Origin of the sequence: Bartonella tribocorum (assembly GCF_002777915.1) — a bacterium.
Lineage (GTDB): Bacteria > Pseudomonadota > Alphaproteobacteria > Rhizobiales > Rhizobiaceae > Bartonella > Bartonella tribocorum_A.
The window spans coordinates 35,707-54,120 of the sequence record NZ_NJGE01000003.1 but is presented as its reverse complement, the minus strand read 5'-3'; the positions used below and the strand labels follow the sequence as shown (position 1 = coordinate 54,120).

Annotated in this window: 11 protein-coding genes; 6 read left to right on the top strand and 5 right to left on the bottom strand. The window is 36.3% G+C overall.

Annotated features, from left to right (window positions below):
* Positions 1–56: 56 nt before the first annotated feature.
* The 3 genes from CER18_RS01925 (at position 57) to CER18_RS01915 (ending at position 5,467) form a co-directional block, all read left to right on the top strand.
* Positions 57–1,583, top strand: coding sequence for a Do family serine endopeptidase (locus tag CER18_RS01925; RefSeq protein WP_100128427.1), 1,527 nt, complete (start codon positions 57–59; stop codon positions 1,581–1,583).
* Positions 1,584–2,548: 965 nt separating this feature from the next.
* Positions 2,549–3,421, top strand: a complete 873-nt coding sequence (gene miaA / locus CER18_RS01920) for a tRNA (adenosine(37)-N6)-dimethylallyltransferase MiaA (RefSeq protein ID WP_100128426.1) — start codon at positions 2,549–2,551, stop codon at positions 3,419–3,421.
* A gap of 234 nt (positions 3,422–3,655) precedes the next feature.
* A complete protein-coding gene (locus CER18_RS01915) occupies positions 3,656–5,467 on the top strand; it encodes an acetolactate synthase 3 large subunit (RefSeq protein ID WP_100128504.1) in 1,812 nt (603 codons plus the stop codon).
* A gap of 1,622 nt (positions 5,468–7,089) precedes the next feature.
* Here CER18_RS01915 and CER18_RS10355 read toward each other — a convergent pair.
* The 3 genes from CER18_RS10355 to CER18_RS01900 all read right to left on the bottom strand — a co-directional run bounded on the left by CER18_RS10355 (position 7,090) and on the right by CER18_RS01900 (position 9,266).
* A complete protein-coding gene (locus tag CER18_RS10355) occupies positions 7,090–7,662 on the bottom strand; it encodes a hypothetical protein (RefSeq protein ID WP_245410029.1) in 573 nt (190 codons plus the stop codon).
* Complete coding sequence (locus CER18_RS10660; RefSeq protein WP_246787100.1) at positions 7,663–7,830, bottom strand: hypothetical protein; 168 nt, start codon at positions 7,828–7,830, stop codon at positions 7,663–7,665.
* A 485-nt stretch (positions 7,831–8,315) separates the two neighbouring features.
* On the bottom strand, positions 8,316–9,266 hold the full coding sequence (locus CER18_RS01900; RefSeq protein ID WP_100128425.1) for a D-2-hydroxyacid dehydrogenase family protein: 951 nt from the start codon (positions 9,264–9,266) through the stop codon (positions 8,316–8,318).
* Between the two features lie 1,032 nt (positions 9,267–10,298).
* On the opposite strand from CER18_RS01900, the gene CER18_RS01895 reads away from it, so the two are divergent.
* From CER18_RS01895 to ilvC, 3 genes are all read left to right on the top strand, one after another.
* A complete protein-coding gene (locus CER18_RS01895; RefSeq protein WP_100128424.1) occupies positions 10,299–11,420 on the top strand; it encodes an ATP-dependent DNA helicase in 1,122 nt (373 codons plus the stop codon).
* Positions 11,421–11,504: 84 nt separating this feature from the next.
* Complete coding sequence (locus CER18_RS01890) at positions 11,505–12,239, top strand: pyridoxine 5'-phosphate synthase (RefSeq protein ID WP_100128423.1); 735 nt, start codon at positions 11,505–11,507, stop codon at positions 12,237–12,239.
* 949 nt (positions 12,240–13,188) lie between these two features.
* The gene (gene ilvC / locus CER18_RS01885; protein WP_100128422.1) at positions 13,189–14,208 is read left to right on the top strand and encodes a ketol-acid reductoisomerase; all 1,020 of its coding nucleotides are present in this window, start codon (positions 13,189–13,191) and stop codon (positions 14,206–14,208) included.
* 111 nt (positions 14,209–14,319) lie between these two features.
* Here the strand turns inward: ilvC and CER18_RS01880 are convergent, their stop codons facing one another.
* Both CER18_RS01880 and CER18_RS01875 read right to left on the bottom strand, forming a co-directional pair.
* Positions 14,320–15,711, bottom strand: coding sequence for an amino acid permease (locus CER18_RS01880; RefSeq protein WP_100128421.1), 1,392 nt, complete (start codon positions 15,709–15,711; stop codon positions 14,320–14,322).
* 786 nt (positions 15,712–16,497) lie between these two features.
* Positions 16,498–17,898: an amino acid permease gene (locus tag CER18_RS01875; protein ID WP_100128420.1), complete on the bottom strand. Its 1,401-nt coding sequence runs from the start codon at positions 17,896–17,898 to the stop codon at positions 16,498–16,500.
* Positions 17,899–18,414 lie beyond the last annotated feature (516 nt).

The following is an 18,414-nucleotide window of genomic DNA, read 5'->3' as shown; positions in this document are numbered from 1 at the left end:
TTTTGCGTAATAAATATTGAATAAGGCTCTTTGCGGCTTTGGTTTAAAGGCATGTCATGGGTAGAAGTGTCGTGAGTAAAAGTGAGTTTTTAAAGTCTTTTATCACAAGGTTTGTTGTTTGTGTGATTTTGTTTTTATCAGGATCAGCAAGTTTGTCTTGGGGGGCAGAGACAAATAAGACATTGCTTTCTGTTCCAGATTTAGCTTCTGAGCTTTTGGAGACAGTTGTGAATATTTCTACGGCACAGACCGTTGAAGGAACAGAACAGGATGAAAATACTTCGATACCCGTTATTCCCAAAGATTCATTGCTGGAGGAATATTTTAATGATTTTTTTACCCCTAAAGAGGGGGAAAAAAATAGTCAATTTCAAAAGGTTCGTTCTTTGGGGTCTGGTTTTGTAATTGATGCGCAAAAAGGGATTATTGTTACAAATTATCATGTTATCGTTGATGCTGATGATATTGAAGTTAATTTTACCGATGGGACAAAACTAAAGGCAAAGCTCCTTGGAAAGGATAGCAAAACGGACTTGGCGTTGCTTCAAGTGGATGCGGGAAGTAAAAAATTAAAAGCTGTGCGTTTTGGTGACTCAGAAAAAGCACGTATTGGTGACTGGGTTATGGCTATTGGTAATCCTTATGGTTTTGGTGGGAGTGTGACGGTTGGGATTATTTCTGCACGTAACCGTGATCTTAATGCTGGTCCCTATGATAATTTTATTCAAACGGATGCAGCGATTAATCGAGGCAATTCTGGAGGTCCGTTATTTGATAGAAATGGTGAAGTCATTGGCATTAATACAGCAATTGTTTCCCCTTCTGGAGGGTCTATTGGTATTGGGTTTGCTATTCCGTCGGATATGGCACTTTCTGTTATTAATCAATTGCGTGATTTTGGAGAAATAAGACGTGGTTGGTTGGCTATTCGTATTCAGCCGGTAACAGAGGATATTGCAAAAAGTTTAAAACTAGACAATGCTGTAGGAGCGTTGGTGGCTGGTAAAATAGAACAAACAGAAGAAAATAATGTCGATAATAGCCAATTGCAAACTGGAGATGTTATTCTTTCTTTTGGGAATTCCAAAATTAAGCATGCACGTGATTTGCCGCGTTTAGTCGCGGAGAGTTCAGAAGGAAGAGTTGTGGATGTTACTATTTTACGGAATGGGCAAGAGAAAACAGTAAAAGTTAAGCTTGGACGTTTGATTGAGACCGATGCCAATGAAGATGCAGAAGAAGAAGTTGATGATAAAACGAATAATGATTTGCCGAAAGGCGTGACAATGCAATTGATGGGAATGACGTTATCTGAATTGACAGAGGATTTGCGTCATCGTTATTCAATTTCAGATAAACTTCGAGGACTCGTGGTGACATCTGTTGCACAAAATAGTGCCGCGGATAAAAAGCGTATTCGCGTGGGTGAAGTGATTGTTGATATCAATCAGAGTGCTGTCACAACAATTGATGAAGCTAAAAAACGTCTTCATAAATTACGTGAAGCTGGGCGCAAAAATGCTCTATTCATCGTGGCGCGTCCAGATGGAGAGCTACGGTTTGTAACGATCCCAATGGATTGATGTTTAAAAATGAGTTTTTTATTAGCCTTAATATATGGGTATTTAGGTTACTTACTCATGGAGTATCTACTATTTTTAAAAGCCCATTTCATGATGAAGAGTATGGATTGTATAACATAAAATCCATTGGACGGCTTTATTTTTGCAGCTGAATAAAAGTGCAGGTTGGACAGTAGTATGTGCCGATTTTCAATATTGGAAAAGCCTTTTCTTTAAAATGTTATAGGGGGGATATTTGCCGTTTCTTAAGGTGGTTTTTATATCTTTGGAGTTGTGCAGGTGAATGGTGTTGATATAACGCCTTATGAGAGAGGGAGAAAAATGCGTAAGTCTTATGATATTGGGGGCTTGCATGCAGAATGCAAAATGTTCAACGGTTATAAATAATGTTTTATGTGAAAGAGATTTTCAGTGCTGTGTGATTGTACTTTTTGTACTGTAGAGGAGTTTTTCTCTTCAGTTTGAAAAAAGTCATTCCATATAAAAATCGTATGAGAAACAATCGCTTATCGATATATTGACATCTTTCTTTATAATGAATGAAAAAAATAGTGATAAAAAAGAAAGTGTGAAGAAGAAAGTTATTTTATTATAAGCCAGAGCAGTATGTTGTATTTATAGGAAAAAAATAAATCTGTTTGATTGTGTAGGTTTAGCTTAGTATTATTTTCGTACACGAAGATAAAGGGCTGTTTTAATGGTCTAATAGACAATAATGATTATGGCTATGGTTTGTTATTGAAGTATGATAACAAAAGATGCTTGGAAAATTCCTTTGATGTTGTTATTAAGCCCATTTTCTCTTTTTTATAATTTTCATAAGGGTTTTCTTTATCTTGAAGGAGAAGTCTTGTTCGTGTTTTTGTTCAAAGTTTTTACTTTATGATAATGGAGAGAAAATATAGGGGCTTTGCGGGCAGTCATGTATATTGCAATAAGCTGCTGCTTGGTAGGAAGTGCTATTTATGACACAGAGAACGATTACATTGATAGCAGGGCCCACGGCAAGTGGGAAATCAGAATTTGCTTTGCAAATGGCTCAAGAAAAAAATGCTCTCATTATTAATACTGATTCAATGCAGGTTTATAACGTTTTAAATATTTTAACGGCACGGCCTCCCGAGGCTGATACCGCAATTGTTCCCCATTATCTTTATGGTCATGTGAGTCCTACTTTGAATTATTCAGTAGGACAATGGTTGTGTGATGTTGAGAAGCTGTTGGTTACTTTTACGTCGAGATCCGTTATTTTTGTTGGTGGAACAGGACTTTATTTTCGTGCTCTTTTGGAGGGGATTTCGCAAATTCCTCATGTTCCAGATGTTGTGCGGCAGAAATGGCGTTTGCTGCTTGATAAAGAGGGAGCTGAAAATCTTTATCGCCAGTTGTTACAGATTGATGCTGTTGTTGCTGAAAAGATTTCTTCGCAAGATGGACAGCGTATTGTTCGTGCTTTGGAAGTTTACGATGCAACCGGTGAGAAGCTTAGTTGGTGGCAGAAGCAAAAAACAACACCTCTCATTGCTCCTCATTGTGCTGAAAAAATTCTTTTCATGCTTCCACGTTCTCTGCTTTATGAACGCATTCATAAACGCTTGGACTCTATGGTTGAAAGAGGTGCTTTAGAAGAGGTGGTGGCCATGAAGAAACTCATGCTTTCCCCTTCGTTACCTGCGATGAAAGCGATAGGTGTATCTGAATTCATGGCTTATTTGGATGGACATAGAAGCTTTGAAAATGCTCTGGAAGCAGTGAAAACACAAACGAGGAGATATGCAAAAAGACAAATGACATGGTTTCGTCATCAATTTGATGAAGAATGGGTACTGACTTCTTGATGAAAGATCTGGAGCTTTAAGAAGAAATTTTTAAAAAATATTAATTTTTTATTGACGAATGGTGTCAATGGAATTAGAAATTCTTCTATAAGGAATTTTTTTATATATTTTATGCATTAGAATAGTGGGGGTGATCATACAATATGTGTTGTGTAATAGGCTCCTTCGGGGTCTTTTTTTATGGGCTCCTTTAGGGGCTTTTTTATTGTCCTATCAAATAGGTGAGTGGGAAAAATGAGAAATGATCCAAGACAGCAAGAGAGTGCAGATGAAAAAATGATGTCGGGAGCTGAAATAGTCGTTCAGGCTCTTATAGATCAAGGCGTTAAACATATTTTTGGTTATCCTGGTGGGGCTGTTTTGCCTATTTTTGATGTTCTTTATCACCAAGATACACTCCAGCATATTTTGGTACGCCATGAACAAGCTGCAGGGCATGCGGCGGAAGGCTATGCACGCAGTACTGGAAAGGTTGGTGTTATGCTTGTGACTTCTGGTCCAGGAGCAACGAATGCTGTGACACCTTTGCAAGATGCACTCATGGATTCGATCCCTCTTGTTTGTTTTTCTGGTCAGGTAGCGACAACGCTGATTGGAACCAATGCTTTTCAAGAGGCAGATACAGTGGGAATTACAAAACCTTGTACGAAGGGCAATTGGCTGGTTAAAAATGTCAATGATCTTGCGGATATTATTCATGAAGCTTTCTCTCTTGCTCAATCTGGGCGTCCAGGACCGGTTTTGATTGATATTCCTAAGGATGTTCAATTTGCTTCAGGATTTTATAGAGCGCCTCAAGTTCAGAAAACATTACATTCTTTTCCATCGCTGAAAGGGAATAAAGGGAATAATTGTGAAGCTATCAAATCGGCTGTTTCTCTTTTAATGGAGGCAAAACGCCCTGTTATTTATTCTGGTGGTGGTGTGATTTCATCGGGAGGGGAAGCTGTACAGTTCTTGCGTAATTTGGTTCAATTGGGGGATTTTCCGATTACTTCAACCTTAATGGGACTTGGTGCTTATCCTGCTTCTGGAAAAAATTGGCTCGGAATGCTGGGAATGCATGGAACCTATGAGGCGAATATGGCTATGCATGATTGTGATGTCATGTTGGCTGTTGGAGCACGATTTGATGATCGTATCACGGGGCGCCTTGATGCATTTGCACCTCATGCGCGTATTATTCATATTGATATTGATCCTTCTTCAATCAATAAAATTGTCAAAGCAGAAGTGCCACTTATTGGCGATGTGGCACATGTTTTGGCAGATATAATGCAATATTTGCATGAGCATCAATTAAAGTTTGATCAAGAAAGTCGTAAAACATGGTGGCTGCAAATTAATCGCTGGAGATCACGCAAGTCATTGGCATATATGGAAAAAAAAGATGTTATCATGCCACAATATGCTCTTGAACGGCTTTATACTTTGACCAAAGATGCTCGTGCTTATATTACAACGGACGTCGGACAGCATCAGATGTGGGCCGCGCAGTATTATCACTTTGATGAACCAAAACATTGGATGACTTCTGGTGGTCTTGGAACGATGGGGTATGGTCTGCCTGCCGCGATTGGTGTTCAAATAGCGCATCCTGATGCACTTGTTGTATGTATTTCTGGTGATGCTTCTATTCAGATGAACATTCAAGAACTTGCAACAGCTATTCAGCATGACACACCTGTGAAAATTTTTATTTTAAATAATCAGTATATGGGAATGGTTCGTCAGTGGCAGCAATTACTGCATGGTAATCGTCTTTCTCATTCTTATACGGAATCGATGCCTGACTTTGTGAAATTGGCACAAGCTTATGGAGCGGTGGGAATTTATTGTTCAAAACCCGATGAACTTGATGATAAAATTCAGCATATGATTGACTGTGATAAGCCTGTTCTTTTCGATTGTCGTGTTTATCATTTAGAAAATTGTTTTCCTATGATCCCATCGGGATGTGCCCATAATGAGATGTTATTACCCGATGAGGCAAGTGAGGAAGCTGTTGCAAATGCTGTTTCTTCTGAGGGAAAAATTCTTGTATAAAATGAATATGTTAGAAAAACGGTGAAGGATGGTGATGATGAAGTCTTTAGAGTCTTCATCTCTGTCTCTTCTTTGTAGAGAGCTCCTATTATCCTGAGAGCTCATTTTATGATTTTCATTCTTTGTTTAAAGACATGGGGTATCTTATTATTTGTTCATCTAAAAAATGTTATAAGTTGTGTGTCCAATTATGTTTGAATTTGTTTGTACGCGATGTTTTTTTTAAAATTCATCTGTTCACATTAATAGCGATTTCGTTGCATTTTTTAGATAATACATTTTTGCAAGAAAAAAGCTACCGTGCTTGAAGGGTGCAACCATGCAAACCGTTATGCCTATGAAAAAAATAGAAAAGTTTATCACTATGTTTTGGTTTTGCATTATGAAATTACCCCAAATCTTTCTTTCAAAGTTTTGATCGAATTCCCCTAGCGGCTTGAAAGGAAGGGCAAAAATAACAAAGATTAAATGCAGCCATAGAAACTCAATAGGCCACCATAGTTTATAATCAGGTCGTAACCTTACCTGATTATGCGGGGGAAATCTGTACAGATGAGATGTATCGTCGATATGTCTAAACCAGAATAATACTCAATGTCATATCATTATCAGGACATTAATATTGAAAATCAAACACTCTTTGAATCCACCGCATTGGATTTTCATAACGATCAAATGATCCAAAAAATTTATCTCTAGAGTGTAGAGCCATTCTGTTATCAATGTATAATAGTCTTCTTGGTTGTAGATCAATTCTAAAAGATAACAGCTTCCTTAGCTTTTTTTGACTGGGGCTCTAACATGCCGAGATAAAAAATAGCGCTGATATCTGGGAATTCATTATCTCCTTGAACGAGGGGCACTTTACTTGTAGAGGTTATCTCATTTTTTCCATCTATAGGGAACATTGATTATATATAATTATCCCTTAAGCTCTTCAAATCCTCCTCACTTATAAATTTTAGTGCAGCATTTTCTATATGAAAATCTAACTCAACTTCAGATTCTAAATCTGTATAATCTTTTTTATTATCCTCTAAAGGATACTTAGTTAGTGACTATATGTTCGCCTTCAAACTTCATTGAATAAGGCTCTCCGATTAATAAAGAAAACATCATCATTAAATTTTTGCTAATATAGCCACTTTTACAAGACGTATCTAAATTATAAGGATTAGGTGACGTCTTAATTTGTCTGTCAATTGGAAGGTTTTCAAAGATTAAATATGGTCTAGGGATCATAGACACCTTTTGATTCATAAGAATTGTCAATACTTTATGGGCTAGCAGCGAAAATGCTATTTTTTTTAGCTCAAGCGAATATTCAATACCACCGTATGGATCATAAATAACATGGTCTAAAGCCTCCTAAAGTTTGTCTCTTTCGACATTGCTCAATTCAAAAGTATTTTCATTGATCATTATAGTTTCCTCCCCTATTATATTTCCCTACTTTTTTATTAAGAAAAGTGAAAAAACAATAATTAAAATCAGCCATGTTCGTAAATAACTATCGGTAAAATCTTGGATTACCAAAGAATGGTGGGCAGTAATCATTGCGATTTGATTGACAGACATGGCTAAACCCAGAGAAAAGCCAACGCTTTCTTTTGGCGAAGAGTTTACAATATAAGCAACCCAAGGGCCATACCATCCCATTCCAAAAAAACGAACCAAGCAGATAAAATAGTTAAATAAATTATGGATCCACTCATGCCCAAAATTAAGTTTAAAAACCCAAAAACGACTGCAATCATGTAAAACAAGACAGGAAAAAATCGTTCTTTTCTATAATGATCACTCCACGCTGCTAAAATAATTCTTCCTAAGGCACCAGAAGCCTGTGAAACAAAAAAATAAATACTTTTGTCTAAAGACAGGTGATAGATTCTATAAAAATAAATCGTTATAAAGATGGTTAAAACATATTGAACGATCACAAGTGAAACGCCTGAAAAAATAATATTCTTCATATGCGGCGCAGCCAACATTGCAAGACGAGATCTTACATTTGCATAGAACGAAACTCTTGCCTTGCTTTCTGGAATGATAGCGACAACTTTTGCTGGTGAGTGATAAAAAATAATAAATAGACAGCCACCTAAAAAAGAAACTATGGAACCGACCAAAAACGCACCTTGTACGCCATAGACAAGTGCACTAGCAGGAAGAACTATCCCAGCTAATGGCCCCACCTAATGGAGTCCTGCCTGCCTTATTTCCGTTGCTAGTCCATGCTGTGATTGTGGAAACCATGAAGCAACAGATTGAGCAGCACCAGGTTGAGCAGAACTGTAAAATCCCCCTACAATGAGCAAACAAACCAAAAGGGAAATATAGTTATTTGCGATTGCTCCAAACAAAAGAGCGAGAGAAACGCCGACCGCGCCAACGCCAACAATATAACGCTCGTTAACTTGTCCAATAATTCACCCGCTACAAGTAACCCAATAATAGGTAGGAACTGCGCTGCTGAAGACAGCAAACCTATCTGAGAGTCCCTAAACGAGAAATCCTTCTTAAAAAAATTCAGCTAAAGAACCAATCCCTTGAACAAAGAAGCAGGCTGATGTTTGAGAGATCGTGGCAACAAGCAATACAATCCATCTATAATAACTTTTTTCTATAAATTTATTATTGCGCACGACGCTCCCCTCCAATTAAAGTGTATTCCAATAAAGAGGCCTTTTTAAATAATGACTGCAACAATAAATTAGGGATTTTACGCTGATGATATAAAAATCTGTCAATACGATTGGTATTAAAAAACTAAGGAATATGCTTAATTGAAGGAAATAAGCTGTTATGTGTCGTGCAAATTTGATACGCTAGCATTATAAGATGAATTTTACAAATATTGGCTCAGCCGGCATTCAGCGCTCTTCATAAAAGACGCTATATTTTGGCAAGCTTTTTCAATATAATTCTCAAAGCTTTCTTCAGTCACATAGCCAAGATGCGGTGTGCAAAGAACTCTATCTGATTGCAATAATTTGCTCTCATATACTGGCTCGCTGTCATAAACATCCAGTGCAAAGTAAATTGAATTTTCCAAACTTAGTATTTTTTCTATCGCTCCTTTTTCAACCAAAGCTGAACGCGCTGTGTTAACAAAAATAGCATGAGGTTTCATGCGCAATAGATCATCTAATTGAATGATTTCTCTGGTTTTATCGCTTAAACGTAAATGGACGGATATAATGTCAGGACGTGTAAAAAATTCATCTTTTGAATGCGTAAAATGATAACCTAAATCTTTTGCTTCTTGCGTTGCACGCTCGCTTCCATAAACCAAGATGGACATGCCGAAAGCTTCAGCATATTGAGCAACCATTTTACCAATACGACCAAACCCGTATATTCCAAGAGTAGCCCCTTTCATTTGGTTGCCAAATGTTGTTTGCCATTGTCCTTTTTGCATATCAGACACAGATTTATAGAGTTTTCTACGCGCAGACATCATTAAGAGCCACGCAAATTCAGCAGCAGAAGTTGGATCTCCACCACCGTCTAATATTTCAATGCCTAAGTCTCTACACGCTTCTATATCAATATGTGAACCTATAGGGCCTGTTTGGCAGATTAATTTTAAATTTGGCAGTTTCAGGAGAAGATTTCTATCAACACTAGTCCGTTCTCTGATTAAGATAAGAATATCGATCTCTTTGAGCTTATCTTCTAAATCACATTCTTTAGCTAAATCATTTATAACTAGCACTTCATGTGATTTCATCAATTTTGTAATAGACTGTAATGTTAGGGTGGCTTTTTGATAGTCATCTGGAATTAATATTTTCAATTTAAATCTTCCGTTTCATTCATCAAATATTGGCGCTTATTATTTCATTGCTAAAATAACAAAAAAGCAATCTCATTGCTGATATTTTGACATAACGCCAAGTTTCTTAATAAATTATACCCTTTAATTTCATGTTTATTTCTAGCAATAAGAATAGCATTAATTAGTTCGTTTTTATAAACTTTAACACATTAAGACAGAAAGAAAAGTTTGACTTAGTCGATGGAGAATTGCGCTTTTCTCATATTCTAGAGGATGAACCTGAAGTGTTGCGCTGGTCTGAAACCGTGTCCCGGTTTTCTTATCATAGACTATCAAAAAGGCTATATTTACGAACCAGATTTTATTGTTGAACAGAAAAAGCGATATATTTGTACGAGATAAAGCGTGTCTCATAGAAGCGTGATGTCTTTCTTTATTCATTGCGATATAACTTATTTGTAGAATGAAGAGTAAATTTATTAAAATCATGATAAGAGGAAGAGAGGAACTTTATTGGTGTATCGTCATAGGATTAAGTCGTTTTGTTGAGAGCTATTTCTATTTCTGCCAAAAGATTTTTGATATATTTAATTATTAGTTCGCCATAGTGGATATACTTTATTTTTATGTGCAAGAAAGCTGATTGATTATGTAAAATATTATCCATAAAGTTACATTATTCTTATCCTGTTAAGGACATTTTTTCTAGCGATGGTTTTGCAATTGCAATGCTCTTTTTCTCATTCTCAATTTGGGTTAGAAAAAGCGTATATAGGTGTTTTTTTAATTTAAGATATACATATTCCATTGTTGGTAGTACTGTTGTAAAAAATGGTATTTTATTTGATAAGTATAAGGTGTTACCAAGGGGATCGATGTATAGATAAAATTTAGATTGTTACAATATCTTGAAAAAGCAATGGGTAAATAATTGATAATTGTGCTACGAAAGTTGTTAAATAGCCTATGTATGAAAAATTCTTAACGACAGTTTTTTTGATTATATTTTTAATGCTTGCTCTTTTTATGCGAATCTTATTTTGATAAATCATGCAGTTTTCACGGGAACAGGATAATGCATTGAAGGCTGTTGCTGCGTGGTTGAGGGAAGGGCGTTCTCCTCTTTTTCGCCTTTTTGGCTATGCGGGAACCGGTAAGACAACGCTTGCGCGCTATTTTGCAGAAACAGTTGATGGTTCTGTCCAGTTTGCTGCTTTTACAGGGAAAGCAGCGCAGGTTTTACGTTCTAAAGGTGCAAGCAATGCTTGTACGATTCATTCTCTTATTTATTGTCCGCGTGGAGAAGAGGAAGTTTCTGATGAGATTACAGGAAAAAAGTCTATTGCTCCAACATTTACATTAAATCGAAGAAGTGCTGCGACACAAGCTAAACTCATTATTGTTGATGAGTGCTCGATGGTCGATGAACAATTGGCACGTGATTTAATGAGCTTTCGAACACCAATTCTTGTTCTTGGCGATCCAGGTCAATTACCTCCTATATCAGGAGGAGGCTTTTTTTCCAATGGAGAACCAGATTTTCTTCTTTCAGAAATTCATCGGCAAGCGCAAGATAATCCGATTATACGTCTTGCTATGGATGTGCGTGAAGGACGCGATATTGCTTATGGTGATTATGGAGAAGCGCGCGTTGTGACGCGTAAAGAGGTTAATCAACAATTGGTTTTGGATGCTGATCAGGTCTTGGTAGGGATTAATCGTACACGCCACCTTTATAATCAGCGTTTGCGTATGTTAAAGGGATTTACAGCAGAGTATCCGCAAGCGGGAGATAAGCTTGTGTGTTTGCGAAATGATCCCCCTAAAGGTTTGTTAAATGGCTCTTTATGGAAGGTGATGACTTCACAGAAGGAAACAGTGAAACCAAGTATTAATCTTCTTGTGAAACCAGAAGAAAGTGAGCGTGGGGTAACAAAGATTAAACTTTTAAAAGCAGCATTTGAAAATCCTGATCAGGAAATTTCATGGCAATTAAAGAAGCGCTATGATGATTTTGATTATGGGTATGCGTTGACGGTTCATAAAGCGCAAGGTTCTCAATGGAATAACGTCGTTTTGTTTGATGAAAGCTTTGCATTTCGTGATATGTATGCACGCTGGCTTTATACGGGAATTACCCGCGCAGCAGAGCGTTTAACGATTGTTCGATAGAGAAAATATGTGTATCATCCAAGTTTCAGATGGAAAATGCCTTTTTTCTATCTTATTACACACTGTAGAAAAATGGAAATGGGCATGGCGGTAAAACTTTCGGTTAATCTTAATGCTGTTGCTGTTTTGCGCAACCGACGTAATCTTCCGTGGCCAAATATTAAGAATATTGGGCATATAGCGCTTGCCGCTGGAGCGGCAGGTTTGACAGTTCATCCACGCCCCGATGAAAGGCATATTCGTTTTGCGGATTTGCCAGATATATACGGCTTAATAAAAAACTCTTTTCCTCCTGCTGAGTTTAATATTGAAGGTTATCCAAGTGATCGGTTTTTGGATATCGCTGAAAACTATGCGGACCAGATTACGCTTGTTCCTGATGATCCAGATCAATCAACGTCTGATCATGGTTGGAATTTTGCTCATGATGCAGAGTTTTTAGCCCCTATTATTCGGCGTTTAAAAAAAAGAAAGATTCGTGTATCACTTTTTGCTAATCCTACTATCGATGGTCTTGATATTGCTAAAGCAATAGGAGCTGATCGTGTGGAATTTTACACTGGACCTTATGGTGCTGCATTTCAGGACAAAACAACAAAAGATCAAGAGCTTAATAAACTTGTTTTAGCTGCAAAAAGAGCGAAAGAATTGCGGTTAGGTGTGAACGCAGGGCATGATCTAACAATTATGAATCTTCCTGTTCTGGTCAAAAATATTCCTTGGCTTGATGAAGTTTCTATTGGTCATGGGCTTATTGCTGATGCGTTGGAATATGGAATGCATGAGACTGTTCAGCGTTTTATCCGGTTATTATCGTAATCTTTTTCTCTCTATAAAATTGGAAGAGAAATTTTTATGAAGCTTTGCCAATTTATCTTAGAAAAATAATATCTGTTTAGATAAATAGTCTTAGTGTGTATTATAAATACTCTGTTTTGGGTCGTTTTTTATTTTTTGTTTTTGAGTGTATGAGATGTTTTTTTATTCTTGGCATCCATTATGAGGAAGCTTTGAAATCTTCTTTTTGTGAATAGGCTTAAAGCAATAAGAGCTGTTGCAACATTGAGAGCAAGCAAATCGAATGGTGATATCGTTTTATCGCTTTATGAAGTAAAGAGGATGGATGTTGAGCAATAAATCTTAGATTATTAAAGTTTTAGGCTATTGAGGCTTTTTGAAAAAGGCTCGAGCGCATTAAAAGTTTTTTATAAAAGTGCTTCGTAAATAATACAATGGCGGTATGGGAGCATTCTGTTTCTCGTGAGAGGCGTGGATATTAAAGAATGTAAAAAGTAAAAGCATCTTTTCCATTATTCTAAAGATATTATTGTATATGCTTTCAGAGGTTGTATTAAAACAATACTTGTTATTTTCTAATTTTTCTTGCTATCCGTATTGATTTGGTTCATGTTAGAAATTGTATAAATTATATGTTGTATCTTAATTTTTAAGATATAATGTTTTGTTGTGCGATAGAAAAATAGAAGCTTAGCAGATATATTTTCTTTAGAAATATTGCTTTTTTGTAAGTACCATTTTTGTAGGACAGTGGTTAGAATTTATTTGGGGATCCGTATATGTTTTGGGAATGTCTGGGGACCACAGGTTTTTCTGTACAATATGTAAACTTTAAAGATTATTCAATTACTGTATTCTTATAAGCGGCGTTTTTTGTCTTTATGAGTATGTAATGCACTGAAGATAATGTTTCTTATTTAATAAAATTATCTGAAATTTAGTTTAAATAGAAAAAGAAGGAAGTGTTTTTATGCGTGTTTATTATGATCGTGATGCGGATATGAATCTCATTAAAGGGAAAAAAGTGGCCATTATTGGTTATGGTTCTCAAGGGCGTGCACACGCTTTAAATTTGAAAGATTCTGGTGTTCAAAATGTGCAAATTGCTTTGCGTGCAGGGGCGGAAACAGTTAAAAAGGCCACGGCTGATGGTTTTGAAGTGGTGAGCGTTGCTGAAGCAGCAAAATGGGCAGATCTCATCATGATGGCAACACCCGATGAATTGCAAGCTGATATTTATAAAGAGCATATTCATGATCATTTACGTGATGGGGCAGCAATTGCTTTTGCCCATGGTTTGAGCATTCATTTTGGCTTGATTGAACCTAAAAAAACCGTTGATGTTGTGATGATTGCTCCTAAAGGTCCAGGTCATACAGTTCGTCATGAATACCAACGTGGTTGTGGTGTTCCTTGCTTAATAGCGGTAGCACAAGATGCTTCAGGGCATGCTCATAGTGTAGCATTATCTTATGCATGTGGACTTGGTGGTGGACGCGCTGGGGTGATTGAAACAACATTTAAAGAAGAGTGTGAAACTGATCTTTTTGGTGAACAAGCCGTTCTGTGTGGTGGTCTTGTTGAACTCATTAGAGCAGGGTACGAAACTCTAACACAAGCAGGTTATGCACCAGAAATGGCTTATTTTGAATGTTTGCATGAGGTTAAACTGATTGTTGATCTCATGTATGAAGGGGGTATTGCAAATATGAATTATTCGATTTCTAACACGGCAGAATGGGGCGAATATATGTCTGGTCCACGTGTGATTACAGATGAAACCAGAGCAGAAATGAAACGTATATTGAAAGATATTCAAACGGGTAAATTTACATCGAATTGGATTCAAGAATATAAGGCAGGTGCTGCTCATTTTAAAAGTATGCGGCGTTTAAATGATAATCATCCTATTGAAGAAGTTGGTAAAAAGCTTCGTTCTATGATGCCTTGGATAAAATCTAACGCTTTGGTTGATAAAGAACGTAATTGAAGTTTCTCAAAGAGATATTTTGTCACGTTTATAATTTTATAGATAAATATCAAAAAAGGGTAACTCAAGTTACCCTTTTTTATATATTTTTTTGCACATAAGTTTTATTTTTTAATTTTTTGCATAATTCTTTCTTCCAAAAAGAAAATATACAATGCCTAAAAATATAAACCATGCTGGCGTGTATTTTAAAGCGATGGCAGTATCTGCTTCTAATGACAATAAATAAATAATAAATGCAAAGAAAACGAGAAGCACCCAACACATAATGACACCTCCTGGCATTTTATAAGGAGAGACAGTATGCTGGAGAGGACGATTGCGACGATAGACGATATAGCTAATCAAAATGATAGACCATACGAATATAAATAACGTTGCAGCAATCGTCGTAACAATTGTAAAAGCAGCTATGAGGGTTTGAGATAACGATACAACCGCATAACCTAATAAGATGCATAGACATGAAAAGAATAATGCGTTAGCTGGAACGTGATTGCGAGAAAGTTTGCCTAAAAATTTAGGAGCCCCTTTTTGGGTTGCTAGTCCATAGACCATACGACTGGTAGAAAAAATTCCACTATTTGCTGAAGAGGCGGCTGCTGTTAGGACAACAAAGTTCATCAAACCAGCAGCAGTTGGAATACCAATTAATGCATACATTATTACAAAAGGGCTTTTTTCCGGACTGATTTGATTCCAAGGCGTTACAGACATAATAACAAGGAGTGAAAAAATATAAAAGAATACAATGCGGACAGGTATTGAATTAACGGCTTGCGGTAGGGCTTTTTGAGGCTCTTTTACTTCAGCTGCGGCTGTTCCTGCCAGCTCAATGCCAACAAAAGCAAAGATAACAATTTGAAATCCAGCAAAAAATCCTGTAATTCCTCGTGGAAAAAGATTTCCACCATTCCATATATTGCTAAGGGAAGCAACCGTACCGTTTGGAGAGACAAAACCGGTGAAGATCATATAAAATCCCACAACAATTAAAACTAAAATTGCTACGATTTTGATAAAACCAAACCAGAATTCAAGTTCGCCGAAAAGTTTTACGGCGACGAGGTTAAGGATTAAAAAGGACATAAGACCAATGATAACAGGAATCCATGGATTGAGTTCGGGCCACCAAAACTGTGCATAAGTGACAATAGCAATAATTTCAGCTGTTCCAGTGACAATCCAACACAACCAATATGTCCAGCCGATAAAAAAACCAGCACATGGTCCTAGAAGATCAGTCGAGAAGTCAATAAAAGATCGGTATTGTGTATTAGAAAGCAATAATTCTCCCATCGCACGCATGACAAAGTATAGAGCACAACCAATAATCGCATAAACGAGGAGGATTGAGGGACCAGCTACACTGATTGTTTTTCCTGATCCCATAAAGAGACCTGTTCCAATCGCTCCACCAAGGGCTATAAGTTGTATGTGGCGATTATGTAGTCCACGTTGCAATTTCTTCTTAGGTTTTTTTTCTAAATTTTGTTTGTTCATTTTTGGGAAGTTCCCTTTAGTTATTTTAAGATAAAAATTACCCTAAAAAAGGTAATCCTTTCTATCGGAACATGATATGTTTGAGGAGTAAAGGAATTTTTTTCTATTATTTTATATAAATAAAGAAAAAATTTTATTAATTAATGCTATAACTATTTCTATGAAATTTAATGTCATATAAATTTTAGTATAAAATTTAATTTTTGTATATTTATACATAGTTAATTTAAATATATATTATAATTATATTAATAAATTAGTATTAATTATAAATAATATATCTATATTTATTATAATAATTTATTTTAAAAGGAAAAAAATAGTTTAATAAAAATTTTTATTATTATAGATAGCAGTTAGGAGATATTCCATTGAGAGGTGTATTTTAAATCTTGAAAAAAGCTATATAGAAAATTTAAGGGAGTGTTTTAGGTAAAATCTAAATATTTTTAGTAAGCGATGTAAGTGAAGGTTATAGCATCTTTAGAAAATAACTCGTGCTTTATCCTATTTATGCCGTACAACAGTGTTGTTTAGAGCAGTGCTAAGGCATAGAACATTTTACCTATGAAGTATTTTTAGAATGGTGGTGTATTTAGAGCAGGGTTTACCCATAGAGCCTTAAGGTGAACCATATCAGCGGTTAGTAGCATCTCTTCCTGAACAAGTCAGATTGTTTACAAACCGGTGCTGGGAGGAAACTTTTTATTTTGAGGCGGGGGGAGGAGATTAAGGAGAAAAAGGGCAACTTTAGTTACCCTTTTTTTGAGATGTTTTGTATAGATTTTATTTGTTTTTTGGAGAAATTCTTTTCCTTATAAATATAAAATACATTATGCCTAAGAAAATAAACCAAAAGATACTGTATTTTAAAGCTATTAGGGTATCATGTTCTAATGTCAACAAATAGAGCATGAAAGCAAAAAACACTAACACAACCCCGCACACAATGGTACCTCCTGGCATTTTGTAGACGGATTCAGCATGTAGATGAGGGTGATTGCGACGATATACAATATAGCTAATCAAAATGACGGACCATACGAATAAAAATGCAATAGCTGAAATACTTGTCACAATTGTAAAGGCACTTATGATGCTTGGAGATGATGATGCAATTGTGTATCCTACTAAAATACATAGGCAAGAAAAGAACAGAGCATTGGCTGGAACATGGTACTTGGAAAGCTTCCCTAAAATTGGAGGAGCGCCTTTTTGGGTTGCAAGTCCGTATATCATGCGGCTGGTGGAGAAAATACCACTGTTTGCTGAAGAAGCCGCTGAAGTGAGAACAACAAAATTGACCAACCCAGCAGCTATTGGAATGCCCGCAAGCCAAAACATCGAGACAAAGGGGCTTTGATCTGGAACAATTTGATCCCAAGGTGTAACTGACATAATCACAGCAAGAGAAAGGATGTAAAAGAGAACAATACGCACCGGTATTGCATTAATTGCTTTAGGGAGAACTTTTTTAGGGTCTTTGACTTCAGCTGCCGTTGTTCCAGCAATTTCAATCCCAACAAAAGAAAAAATGGCAATTTGAAATCCGGCAAAAAAACCTGTAATTCCTCGGGGAAATATATCTCCACCATTCCATACGTGACTGAGAGAAGCAACAGTACCACTTGGAGAGGTAAAGCCTGTAGTAATCATATAAAATCCAACAATAATTAACGCTAAAATTGCTACGACTTTGATAAGACCAAACCAAAATTCCAGTTCCCCGAAAAATTTTACGGCAAGGAGGTTAAGGATTAAAAAGAAACCAATGCAAGCAAAAACAACAATCCAAGGATTAAGTGTTGGCCACCAGAAATGCATATAGTTAATGATCGCAATAATATCTGCAGCTCCAGTCACAACCCAGCTTAACCAATAATTCCAGCCAACAAAAAAAGCGATTCCCGGTCCTAGCATATCGGTTGAGAAATCAATGAGAGATCGATATTGTGAATTAGAAAGCAATAATTCACCCATTGCGCGCATGACAAAGTATAGGGCACATCCAATAATAGCATAAACGAGTATGATGGAAGGGCCGGCTACACTAATTGTTTTTCCTGATCCCATGAAGAGCCCTGTTCCAATAGCCCCACCAAGGGCTATAAGTTGCACATGACGGTTATCTAGACCACGTTGTAGTTTCTTCTGAGGATCATCTTTTAAATTTTCTTTACAGTTCATTTTTTAGGGGTTCCCTTTAATTATTTTGAGATTAAATTATGCTAAAAAAGGCATTATTTCGTATCGAAGCATGATATAAATGAGGTGTAAAGGAAAAAAACATTTTTTATGATTTTGTGTGGATAAAGAAAAGAATACGGTTTTGAAAAAAGATAATATATTCCTCTTAAATAAGCTGACAGAGATTTGAATTGGGAGTTTGTTTGTTATTTTGATAACAAATAAATGGCTAAAAAAAGGCCTCATCTTAAGGGGCCTTTAAAGTTATTTTGAAAAGTTATTAGTTTTTTATAACTTTATAAAATTTATCTTTTATAATTAATATGTTGTTATTGATGATAGAGAGAGTTTTAAGTTTTCTAAAGTAGCATTAGAGAGTTGTCATCTTAAGTATAGAGAAAAGTCTTTAGTGATAGAAAATAAATGATTTCTAAAATCACTGTTTTATTTTTATGATGCTATCATAAGTAAAAAGGGGGGCTTTTTTTACAAAGGAAAAGAAGGACGCTTTAGCTT

What these genes read in the sequence shown, in the direction of transcription:
- CER18_RS01890 (WP_100128423.1), top strand. Translation starts at nt 11,505, where the DNA reads ATGGCGGTAAAACTTTCGGTTAATCTTAATGCTGTTGCTGTTTTGCGC.
- miaA (WP_100128426.1), top strand. Translation starts at nt 2,549, where the DNA reads ATGACACAGAGAACGATTACATTGATAGCAGGGCCCACGGCAAGTGGG.
- CER18_RS01875 (WP_100128420.1), bottom strand. Translation starts at nt 17,898, where the DNA reads ATGAACTGTAAAGAAAATTTAAAAGATGATCCTCAGAAGAAACTACAA.
- CER18_RS01925 (WP_100128427.1), top strand. Translation starts at nt 57, where the DNA reads ATGGGTAGAAGTGTCGTGAGTAAAAGTGAGTTTTTAAAGTCTTTTATC.
- CER18_RS01880 (WP_100128421.1), bottom strand. Translation starts at nt 15,711, where the DNA reads ATGAACAAACAAAATTTAGAAAAAAAACCTAAGAAGAAATTGCAACGT.
- CER18_RS01915 (WP_100128504.1), top strand. Translation starts at nt 3,656, where the DNA reads ATGAGAAATGATCCAAGACAGCAAGAGAGTGCAGATGAAAAAATGATG.
- ilvC (WP_100128422.1), top strand. Translation starts at nt 13,189, where the DNA reads ATGCGTGTTTATTATGATCGTGATGCGGATATGAATCTCATTAAAGGG.
- CER18_RS01895 (WP_100128424.1), top strand. Translation starts at nt 10,299, where the DNA reads ATGCAGTTTTCACGGGAACAGGATAATGCATTGAAGGCTGTTGCTGCG.